Source organism: Gordonia rhizosphera NBRC 16068 (genome assembly GCF_000298195.1).
GTDB lineage: Bacteria > Actinomycetota > Actinomycetes > Mycobacteriales > Mycobacteriaceae > Gordonia > Gordonia rhizosphera.
Genome location: NZ_BAHC01000149.1, coordinates 1 through 9,928 on the forward strand (window position 1 = coordinate 1; position 9,928 = coordinate 9,928).

General features: G+C 65.6%; 8 protein-coding genes. 5 read left to right on the plus strand and 3 right to left on the minus strand.

The window, feature by feature from the left end; all coding sequences use genetic code 11:
• On the plus strand, positions 1-960 hold a 960-nt coding region (locus GORHZ_RS18435; RefSeq protein ID WP_006335679.1), incomplete at its 5' end, for an NAD-dependent epimerase/dehydratase family protein.
• Here the strand turns inward: GORHZ_RS18435 and rfbC are convergent.
• Positions 944-1,498: a dTDP-4-dehydrorhamnose 3,5-epimerase gene (gene rfbC / locus GORHZ_RS18440; protein WP_006335694.1), complete on the minus strand. Its 555-nt coding sequence runs from the start codon at positions 1,496-1,498 to the stop codon at positions 944-946. The genes GORHZ_RS18435 and rfbC overlap by 17 nt on opposite strands.
• Before the next feature lie 14 nt (positions 1,499-1,512).
• Between rfbC and GORHZ_RS18445 the strand changes: the two genes are divergently transcribed.
• On the plus strand, positions 1,513-2,658 hold the full coding sequence (locus tag GORHZ_RS18445; protein WP_006335696.1) for a class I SAM-dependent methyltransferase: 1,146 nt from the start codon (positions 1,513-1,515) through the stop codon (positions 2,656-2,658).
• Positions 2,655-3,995, plus strand: coding sequence for a glutamate-1-semialdehyde 2,1-aminomutase (locus GORHZ_RS18450; RefSeq protein ID WP_006335697.1), 1,341 nt, complete (start codon positions 2,655-2,657; stop codon positions 3,993-3,995). The genes GORHZ_RS18445 and GORHZ_RS18450 overlap by 4 nt, the downstream gene beginning before the upstream one ends.
• Before the next feature lie 9 nt (positions 3,996-4,004).
• Here the strand turns inward: GORHZ_RS18450 and GORHZ_RS18455 are convergent, their stop codons facing one another.
• A complete protein-coding gene (locus tag GORHZ_RS18455) occupies positions 4,005-6,095 on the minus strand; it encodes an Rv1355c family protein (RefSeq protein WP_006335698.1) in 2,091 nt (696 codons plus the stop codon).
• A 147-nt stretch (positions 6,096-6,242) separates the two neighbouring features.
• On the opposite strand from GORHZ_RS18455, the gene GORHZ_RS18460 reads away from it, so the two are divergent.
• A complete protein-coding gene (locus GORHZ_RS18460; RefSeq protein WP_006335699.1) occupies positions 6,243-6,965 on the plus strand; it encodes a hypothetical protein in 723 nt (240 codons plus the stop codon).
• On the opposite strand, the gene GORHZ_RS18465 is transcribed toward GORHZ_RS18460, so the two are convergent.
• Entirely contained in the window at positions 6,934-8,046 is a 1,113-nt protein-coding gene (locus GORHZ_RS18465; RefSeq protein ID WP_157205257.1) for a GGDEF domain-containing protein, read from the minus strand. The two genes, GORHZ_RS18460 and GORHZ_RS18465, sit on opposite strands and share 32 nt — an antisense overlap.
• 307 nt (positions 8,047-8,353) lie before the next feature.
• Here GORHZ_RS18465 and GORHZ_RS18470 point away from each other — a divergent pair, with 307 nt between their 5' ends.
• The gene (locus GORHZ_RS18470) at positions 8,354-9,742 is read left to right on the plus strand and encodes a sugar transferase (RefSeq protein ID WP_006335701.1); all 1,389 of its coding nucleotides are present in this window, start codon (positions 8,354-8,356) and stop codon (positions 9,740-9,742) included.
• Positions 9,743-9,928: the final 186 nt, after the last annotated feature.

Below are 9,928 nucleotides of genomic sequence, written 5' to 3' on the forward strand. Positions count from 1 at the left end.
GGGCACGACGTGGCCGGACTCGACAACGGCTACTTCGCGGAGTGCGTACTGGGGCCGGCCCCCGAGGATCCGCCGGCGGTGCGCGCCGATCTGCGCGACGTGACCGCCGATCAGCTGACCGGCTTTGACGCGATCATCCATCTCGCAGCCCTGTCCAACGACCCGCTGGGCTCACTCGCACCCGAGATCACCCACGACATCAACCACCACGCGTCGGTGCGGTTGGCCACACTCGCCAAACAGGTTGGCGTGGGCCGATTCCTGTATGCGTCGACATGTTCGGTATATGGCTCGGCCGGTGAGGACCTGGTCACCGAGGACGCGCCGCTGCGGCCGCTGACCCCGTACGCGGAGAGTAAGGTCCGGGTCGAGGACGATCTCGCGGCCATCGCCGACACCGGATTCACCCCGGTCTTCCTGCGCAACGCGACGGCCTTCGGGTTCTCTCCGCGGCTGCGTGCCGACATCGTGCTCAACAACCTCGTCGGGCATGCGGTCCTCACGGGTGAAGTGCGTGTGCTCTCCGACGGCACACCGTGGCGTCCACTCGTCCATGCCCAGGACATAGCGCGGGCCTTCCTGACCTGCCTGACCGCGCCACGGGAGGTGATCGACTGTCGCGCCTACAACGTCGGCACCGAAACCAACAACCTCACCGTCTCCGAGATCGCCGACGCGGTCGGCGATGTGGTGCCCGGCTCACGTGTGGTCATCACCGGCGAGAGTGGGCCCGACCCACGGTCATACCGGGTCGACTTCTCCAGGGCTCGCGACGAACTGGGTTACGAGGCCCAGTGGTCGATCCCCGACGGCGCCGCCGAACTCTACCGCGCCTACACCGATTACGGCCTGACCGCCGACGCCTTCACCAACCGGTTCACCCGCCTCAAGCACCTCCAATATCTGCAGAGCCAGGGTGAACTCGACGTCACGATGCGCCGGATCAACGCACGTGCCTGATCAACTCCTGCCAACTGCCCGCAGCCCGATCCCGAGCCGAGACGATGGTGACCGGCAGCGGCCACTTAACGGCGAGATCGGGATCGTCAAACGCCACCCCGATGTCCTCGGACGGGTCGTGTGGGCGGTCGATGCGATAACAGACGTCGGCGACCGGGGTCAGGGCCTGAAACCCGTGCAAGAATCCAGGCGGCACATAAAGATGTCGGAAGTCCTTGTCGTCGAGCAGGAATGCCTCCTGGACACCGAAGGTGGGCGAGTCGGTCCGGATGTCGACGAGGACGTCGTGCACCGCGCCGTGGGCACAGCGGACCAGCTTGGCCTCACCCCGTCCGGAGCGCCCGTGCATTCCGCGGATCACTCCCGACACCGAGCGCGACTGCGAGTCCTGCACAAAAGCAGCCGACGCGCCGGACCGCCCCAAGTGGTCGTCGAAGATGGCGGCATCGAAGGTCCTGGTGAACAGTCCGCGGTCGTCGCGGAACGGTTGCGGTGTCATCACCACAACATCGGCGAGCGTCGTCGGTTCGATCAGCACAGGGTCATCCAAACATGACCGCCTGCCGCGCGTGTGGGAGTAAGGGCGTCGAGCGGGTTCTCGACCTCGGTTCGGTCCCCGCAGCCGACCATTTCCCGGTTGCGACCGAGCCGATCAGCGCCGAGGAGTCGACACACCGACTCGCGATGGACCTGTGCACCTCATGTGGTCTCGCGCAGCTCGCCGAGGACGACACGGTCACCGATGAACCGCGAGGCGTCGAGCCGCAGGCGCTGCGCGATCAGGCGACGCGCGCGGTTGACGAGGTCGCGGCGGCGGGGTGGTTGCGGGGATCGACGGTACGTGAATTCGGCAGCCCGCATGGTGGCACGTGGCTGCCGGTGCTCGCCGACCGCGGATTCATCGAGGCATCCGTTGCCGATGTCGTCCTCGACTGCTTCGGGATCATGCACCGGCCGGATCAGAGACGCGCGTTCGCAGAGCGCGCTGCCGCCACCGCGGCCGACGGTGTATTGCTACTCCAGTACCATTCGCTCGATACCATCGTGCGCCGAGGCCAGTGGAATGCGTTGCGCCACGGTCACTTCGCCTACTATTCGATGCCCGCGTTGCGTTCGCTGCTCGCCTCGGCGGGGATGAGTGTGGCGACCGCGTGGCACTACGACCTCTATGGCGGCACCGTCCTCGTCGCGGCAGTACACGGCGTCGTCGAACCCGATGACGCCGTCCACCGAATCGTCGCGGCCGACACTCCGATGACCGATCCGGAGGTGGTACGAGGTCTGCAGCGTGCGGCGGACGCCCACGTCGAGGCGCTACGCGAGTGGCTGGTCGCCGAGGCGGCTGTCGGCCGCCGCGTCTTCGCCTACGGTGCCGCGTCCCGCGCGGTCGCGCTGATGTGTCTTGCGGGTCTCGACAACTCACTTGTACACGCGGTCGCCGATGCGTCGCCCGCAAAGCGGGGAAGACGGATGCCGGGCACCGACATTCCGATCGTCTCGCCGACCGAGATGGTCGACGCGCAGCCCGACCGGGTCTTGCTGACGGTCCCGGATCTGCTGCCGGAGGTCCAGCAGGCTTACCCACAGCTCGAAGGTCGGTGGGTGGTGGACACCGTCGACGTGGGTGCCGGGGTGAGACCGGGTGAACTCAGCGGCGAGCCGACGCACGGGAACACGAACAGAAGGGGCACAGTGTGATCGAGAAGAATCGCTCCTTTGCGGAGTCGACCAGACTGCAACACCGGCTGCACGAACTCGTGCCCGGCGGTGCGCACACCTACGCACGTGGTTCGGATCAGTATCCCGACGAGATGGCACCGGTCATCGAGCGCGGCAGTGGGGCGCGGGTCTGGGATGTCGACGGCAACGAGTTTGTCGAATACGGGATGGGGTTGCGGGCGGTGACGCTCGGACACGGGTACTCGCCGGTGGTGGAGGCAGCGTGCGCCGCCATCCGCGACGGCATGAGCTTCAGCAGACCGTCGCGACTCGAGGTCGAGGCGGCCGAGGATTTCCTCGGTCTGGTGTCGACCGCAGACATGGTCAAGTTTGCGAAGAACGGGTCGGATGCGACGACCGCCGCGATCCGGCTGGCCCGCGCGGCCACCGGCCGCGACATGGTGGCCATCTGCAATCACCCGTTCTTCTCCGTTGACGACTGGTTCATCGGCGGGACGGAGATGTCGGCGGGCATTCCTTCTGACATAACCGACAAGGTTGCTCGGTTCTCGTACAACGATGCACAGTCTCTGGCTGCGGTATTCGACGCGCATCCCGGTGAGATCTGCGGAGTGATCATGGAGGCGGCCACCGCGATGGCAGAGCCGAATCCCGGCTTCCTGGAAGAGGTTCGGGCGTTGTGCGATCGGCACGGCGCGCTGCTCGTCTTCGACGAGATGATCACCGGATTCCGGTGGTCCGAACACGGCGCGCAGTCGGTCTACGGCGTCACACCGGACCTGTCGTGCTGGGGTAAGGCGATGGGCAACGGATTCCCGATCTCGGCATTGGCCGGCAAACGCGAGGTCATGGAGCTTGGCGGCCTCAATACCGACCGCGACCGCGTGTTCCTGCTGTCGACGACGCACGGTCCGGAAACGGCCTCGCTGGCAGCCTTCCGGGCGGTTGTCCGGGCATACGCCAACGGCGACCCGATTGGACGTATGGAGGCGGCCGGCCGTCGCTTGCGTGACGGGGTGAACGAGGTGGTCGCCGACGCAGGCCTGACCGGTTTCGTCGAGGCGCTGGGGCGACCTTCGTGTCTGGTCTTCGCGACTCGGGACGCGGACGGACAACCTTCGCAGGCATACCGCACGCTGTTCCTGCAGGAGATCCTCGATCGTGGGGTTCTCGGTCAGTCGTTCGTGGTCTCGGCCGCGCACACCGACGACGACATCGACATGACGATCGAGGCAGTAAGCGGTGCGATTCCGACGTATCGTCGCGCGATCGAGGCGGGTACCGTCGACGGTTTCCTCCGAGGTCGGCCGGTTGCTCCGGCACTGAGGCGCAAGGCCTTTCCGCGTCGGTTGTGATCGGTGGTGCTACCCGGCTGCTCGTGACAATCGCAGCACACACGTCGGCGTCTCGTCGGCGCCGATCGACCACCGCTTGAGCAGTTCTTGTCGCAGCGCGACCAGCTCGTCACCATGCCTTGCGGACAGGCCGCGTGCGGTCCCGTCGTCGGTGGCGTACAGAGCCGTCGGCGTCATCGGATGCACGGCGTAGCCCAGTGCCTCGGCCGCGAGCCACAGCTGCTCCACCACTCGCCCGGTCTGCACATACGTCGCCGTGTCGGTGCCCCGCTGGACCACAAGCGCCAGGGCAGAGGCGGATTCGGCGCGCGCTGCAGCATCGGCCCCCAAGGCGTCGCCGGAGTCCCACTCGTCGAGCAACGCCATCACGTCGTCGCGGCGCAGGATGTCCAGCATTGCCCGCATCGACGGCGGCAGGCCCAAATCGTCGACCTGGATACCCCTCGGGTCGGTGGGGTCGTCGGTGAGTTCGGCGAACATCTCACGGTGCAACTCGGGCGTGAGGAATCGGATGCGGTCGGATCGGGCCAGGATCGACGCGAAGTCGGCGATCTCGGTGCGACCCGTTATCGCGATGAGGCGGGTGTTGTCGGTCGCAGTGACCTCGATCAGGCGTGCCATGTCGTCGGGTGCCGGTGCCTCCCCGGTGCCGCGCTCACGGCGGGTGTGGCGAGCCAATACCGCCGGCAGATCGGCGGAGCCCGCGGTCGCCCGGCCCGAAGGCGTCAACCGCACCGTCCCCTGCACATCGACGCCCGTGCCGGTGATCGTGGTCGAGCCGAGGACACCGCGGCTCGCAGCCGCGACCTCGGCGTTGTAGAGCGCGGCACCCACTGCGATTGCCGACGCGCGGTGCTCGATGTCGAGGGTTGACGTCCGCGCCGGGTCGAGAGCGATGGTGACGGCGTCGGGTCCGACGGTGATCCGCCAGGGTTGCTGATTCCCGGCCGAGGGTGCCCGCGACGCCGCGAAACGGATCAGCTGGAGGTCGGTGAGGCTGTCGGGATCGACGTCGATATCCGTCGTCGTCTCGTCCGTCGTGGTCTCGTCCCTCGTCGTCTCGTTCGTCGGTGGCGGTGCCTCGGCGAGTGGATCGGACAGCGTCTCAAGCCAGGAGTCCCGATCGAGTCGGACACGGCCCGACGGCAGGTCGCGTCCCTGCGCCAGCCAGCGAACCGCGGCGGCGACGGTGGCGCCGCCGAGAGCGACGTCGCCACCCAGCTGAGGCCACGCCGACACGGTCCGGCCGAGTTCGAGCGCCGAGGCGGCCATACGCGGCGTGACCTGTTCCGCCTCGAGGATGGTCACCGCGTGGGCGGTCATCTCCTCGGCGGACAGCGTCTCCAGATCGGCCGCCGTCAGCGGCCCGGCCAGCCCGTGGAAGGCCGGGCGGTCGGGCTCGAGGTCGAAGCGAGAGACGTCGAGGGTGCCGCCGTCGCTGGTCTCCATGATCACCGGGATGCCCCGCGCGCGGCATTCGTCGCGGACGAGCACCTTGATCGCGAACGAGTCGCACTCCTCGATGACGATGTCCAGGCCGTCGAGGAACGAACCGATGTTGTCGGGCGTGATGCCTTCGGGGACGACGGTCACCGCAAGGTACGGGTCCAGCTCGGCGATTCGTCGGGCGGCGACGACTGCCTTGTTGACGCCGACATCGCAGAGGGATGCGGGGACCCGGTTGAGGTTGGTCACCTCGAGATCGTCGAAATCGGCGAGGCGGAGTTCGCCGGCCAACCCCTCGAGTGCGAGGGTGTGCGCGATGGCGTGCCCCACGCTCAGGCCGATGATGCCGATCGACAGTTGCCCCGCGCGGTCCTGCTCCTCGGGGGTGAGTTTGTTGCGATTGCGATCCAGACGTAGCCGGCAGTACAGGCGCGGTCCGGGGATCTTGACCAGCGCCGATCGCCACGGAAAATGAACCCAACGCGGTGGTTCACTCGTCTCGTCGGGTCCCGGGGGTTCGGCCAGCCGGGCCGCCTGCTCTGCGGCTGCGGCGGTCAGGTCAATGGTGGATTCGGCGCACGCACATCGGACATTGTCGGGCACCGCGTCGACGTCATATAGGGTGGCTCTCCATGTGAACCCTGGGTTGCTCACCGCACATATCGTGCCACACGCAAAGCACCCTCGTTAAACTCGTATAGAAGCGATTCTCGATGGCAAATGCTTTCGACGCAAAAAGAGGCCGGCACATCGTGATCGGTTGATAACAGTTGCCGGAGAGTACGGCCGGATTGAGGTGGAATGTTGCACGCGATTCCGGTCAGTGAACTTGCACGACGAGTCCAGCCCCTGTCGGGAACACTCTACCTGTCCCAACCGGAGTTCGACGTCGTGGTCGCGCATCCCCTCGCCCGGTGGAGCCTCTGGAAAGACTATATCGACGGTGCGCGCAAGGCATACACCCGACACGGGTGCAAGGCCGCGCTCGACTATCGGGCCGTTGCCGGGGGTGAAGGGACCGCTGTGTTCTTCGCCGTCGTCGACAGAAGCGGTCAGGTGGTCGGTGGCCTGCGCGTCCAGCAGCCGCTCGGATCTGCCGCTGCCTCCCACGCCGTGGAGGAATGGGCAGGTCAGGACGGTCAGATCGATCTGGTCAACGCGATCGAGGCACGTCTTTCCGAAGGGATCGCCGAGGTCAAGACGGCCTGGGTGGACGAACGCAGTCCGCTCGCGATGGAGATCGCGGCGCAGCTGGCTCGGCTCGCCTTACCGATCATGAACTATTGCGGTGTCCGCTACATGATGGCAACTGCGGCCGAACACGTCCTCAAACGGTGGGAATCGGGTGGCGGACGGGTGTCAACAGATGTGTCGCCCACCCCGTATCCGACCAAGCGGTATACAACGCGTCTGATGTGGTGGGATTCCCAGACGATCGCCGCGGACGCCGATCCGCAGGTGTGGTGTGAGATCGAGGACGACATGTCCCGTTTCACGCCGCGTCGCCGGCGTTCACTCGCGTGACCTCACGCTGACGGGGAGTCTGGAAGCCCGAGAACGACAAGAACGCCATCGACAGCCGGTACGGATGAGAGTTGGGATGGCCGAGGTCCTGGTCGTGTGCGTCATGTGTCCACGCGACCGGCGCGGACGGCTCCACGAAGATCTGATTTCGTCCGTTCGCCTTGGCCTGGTACACGCACCGGTCCGCGATCTCGAGCAGTTCCCTCAATGCGCCGCTGTCGCGCTCGTCCTGCCCGTCGGACATCACCAGAGGCGAGAACACACCACCGATGCTGATCGTCACCGGCGAGTTCTCCGCGACCGCGGCCCGGAAACTGTCGGCGTACTCCTCCAGATCGGCGATGGTGCCAGGTAGGCAGAAGACGAGGAACTCCTCGCCACCGAATCGGCAGACCACCGAGCCGGGGCGGGCTATACGCTGAATAGTCGCCGCGGCCGACAGTAGTACCCCGTCGCCGACGAGATGGCCGTGGCAATCGTTGATCTCCTTGAATCGGTCGATGTCCATGAGTAGGACACCAACCGGTTCGTCGGATGCGTGGGCGGCGGCCAATAGGGGGCTGACCCGCGAGTGGAGCCCTCGGCGGTTCAACAAGCCCGTGAGTGGGTCGACACTGTTCAGCCTGGTCTGCCGCTCGAGGATCTCCTCCAGTGAGTGCCGCAGGGCCAGCACCAGGAAGACCGGGACGATGATGGCGCCGATGATGGCGCCGGTCGCGACGAGCATCGGTGCAATCGACGAAGCGATCAGCACACTGACGAGCGTCGCCGTGACGACCGACAACAGGACGAAACCGTAGGTCATCCGCACCGGTGAGGAGACGGCGACGATCGTGGGGATCACCGCCACCAGCGACAGCACTGCGTAAGCGGCCCCGCTGTCGGCGATGAGCAGTGCCGATGCCGCGATGCCGAGGATGCCGCCCGCCGCGACCGGTGCGAACTTCTGTGCGCTCAGCCGACCGTGCCACAGCGTGAACAGGAACACAGACGTGACGAATGCCCAGACGATCATCAGTGGACCCATCGCGTCGGGTCGCATCATCGTCGGATCGAGCAACGCGAAAACTGGCAGCGGCAACACACCACCTGTACTAACCAGCGTCGCGATCGACGTCGCGTCGTGACGTCGCAACCTGTTATGGATAGCCGATTCCTTCCCAACCCGTCCGCAGCCCCGACCCGCGACGCGCATGCTGAACGTGCGCGTCGTCACGATTTTATCGAACGAAACCACATCTTGTCTTCGATGTACCAAATCTGCGGGTGTGCTGCTAATGTCGTGCGCGGGGTACTTCTGTTGTCGTCTTGGGTGTCGAATCGGCACCCGGCTGAGTCCTGCGCCGGGTCGGGGCGGGTCTCGACGTGAACCAAAGGGCATGGTCGGCATGGCGCAGACGCTGTCACGCTCCGCAGACGGGCGTTGGTGGCTTCCGGTACTGAGGAACCGGATCGATTGGCTTCTGCTGATCGTCGATGCCGTGGTGCTCATCGGGGTCGAGACCTTCGTGAGTACCTATCGTCACGGGCGTCCGATCTGGCTCGGCGCGCTGATGGCGCTCCTCATCCTCTTGGTCCTGGAAGTTGCCGGTGTCTACCAGACCAGGTTTGCGGTGTCGTCTCTCGACGAACTGCCCCGACTCGCGGGATGGTCGCTGATTGCCTCGCTGGTCTTGGTGTTTCTCCTCGAACCGAGTGTTGAGGCCGCTGACATCGTGGTGATGGCGGCATTGACATTCGGCGCGCTGTTCACCGTGCGGGTGGTCTACTTCGGCTTAGTCCGTGGGGTACGTCGCCGTCGGCCGGAGCGCAGGCTGCGCACCGCCGTCCTCGGTGGTGGCATGGTTGCGCAGGAGATCGTGCTCAGTACTCGTGAGCGACCGGAGTTGGGTGTCAACGTGGTCGTCGCGATCAGCCCGGATCCGATGTTGCAGTTCCTCGATACCGGCGTTCCGACCCTGCCGGACCTGCGACGGCTTCGGGCAATCGTTGAGGACTGGGACATCGATGCGGTCATCGTCGCCTTCGGTTCCAACCCGGACGTCGACCTGGTCGATCCGCTACGTGAGTGTGATTCGTTGGACTGTGAGATTTACATCGTGCCGCGACTGTTCGAGTTCACGTCGGTGACCCATGACATGGATCGCCTGCACACCATTCCATTGATTCGGGTGCGTCGCGACGCCTTGCGTACCTGGTACTGGAAGCTGAAGCGAGTGTTCGACGTGGTCGTGGCCGCTGTGGCGTTGGTGCTGGCGAGCCCGGTTCTGGCTGTCGCCGCAATGGCCGTGTACGTGTCGGAGCCGAGTGCGCCCATCCTCTTTCGTCAGAAGAGGATCGGTAAGGACGGGACCGTGTTCAACCTGCTGAAGTTTCGGTCGATGCGTCCGGTGCCGACGACGACGTCGGATGCCGACTGGCACCCCTGTGACGAGGAACGCATCGGTCGGGTCGGTCACTTCATCCGCAAGACATCACTCGATGAGCTACCCCAATTGTGGAATGTGCTGCGCGGCGACATGTCGATGGTGGGGCCCCGTCCAGAGCGTCCGCATTTCGTCCGGGAGTTCACCGACTCCGTCCCAGGCTACGAGTACCGGCACCGGGTGGACGTCGGCCTGACGGGCTGGGCAGCCATCCACGGACTGAGGGGGGATACCAGCATCACGGACCGTGCGATCTTCGACAACTACTACATCGAGAACTGGAGCGTCTGGCTCGACATCAAGATCATCATTCTCACCGTTAGTGCGGTCCTCCGCGGAACCGGGAGTTGACCTGCGCGCATCCTCCCAGGAATCGCCCAGGGCGCATATAGTTTGATGCGATGAAACGCGAACGTGGGGGGCGTGTCAGGGGCTCGGAGAGTCCTGCGCGGGCGCTGGTTGTCATCGCTGTTCGTGTGGACCCGCGAAACCGCATGGCTGCATCTCAGGGACGAGACCGCGCCGAGCGCATCGCGG

What these genes read in the sequence shown, in the direction of transcription:
- GORHZ_RS18445 (WP_006335696.1), top strand. Translation starts at nt 1,513, where the DNA reads ATGACCGCCTGCCGCGCGTGTGGGAGTAAGGGCGTCGAGCGGGTTCTC.
- GORHZ_RS18460 (WP_006335699.1), top strand. Translation starts at nt 6,243, where the DNA reads ATGTTGCACGCGATTCCGGTCAGTGAACTTGCACGACGAGTCCAGCCC.
- GORHZ_RS18470 (WP_006335701.1), top strand. Translation starts at nt 8,354, where the DNA reads ATGGCGCAGACGCTGTCACGCTCCGCAGACGGGCGTTGGTGGCTTCCG.